This window comes from Mediterraneibacter sp. 210702-DFI.5.30, from assembly GCF_020560115.1.
Lineage (GTDB): Bacteria > Bacillota > Clostridia > Lachnospirales > Lachnospiraceae > Mediterraneibacter > Mediterraneibacter faecis.
Genome location: NZ_JAJCME010000264.1, coordinates 1 through 215, shown reverse-complemented (window position 1 = coordinate 215; position 215 = coordinate 1). Strand labels below are relative to the sequence as shown.

1 pseudogene is annotated in these 215 nt (G+C 43.7%); it reads left to right on the top strand.

The features are described from left to right. Nucleotides 1–204 (top strand): annotated as a pseudogene (locus tag LI126_RS15505) (hypothetical protein); the annotation flags it as partial. Nucleotides 205–215: the final 11 nt, after the last annotated feature.

Below are 215 nucleotides of genomic sequence, written 5' to 3'. Positions count from 1 at the left end.
ACCAACGTTCAATTCATCAATGTTATTCAAACGACATTGAACTCCAATTATGCAACCGTACTGGCGGGCCTGTTCGATAATGCGCAGCTTCCGGAAGTCGTTGGTACGCTTGCCGGTAATGATACGCTTTTGACCATCAGCAAAAATAATGAGGATGCTCAGGCAATCAATCGTTTGATTAAAGAGCACATGACCGAAGACTAAAAAAGCGCACT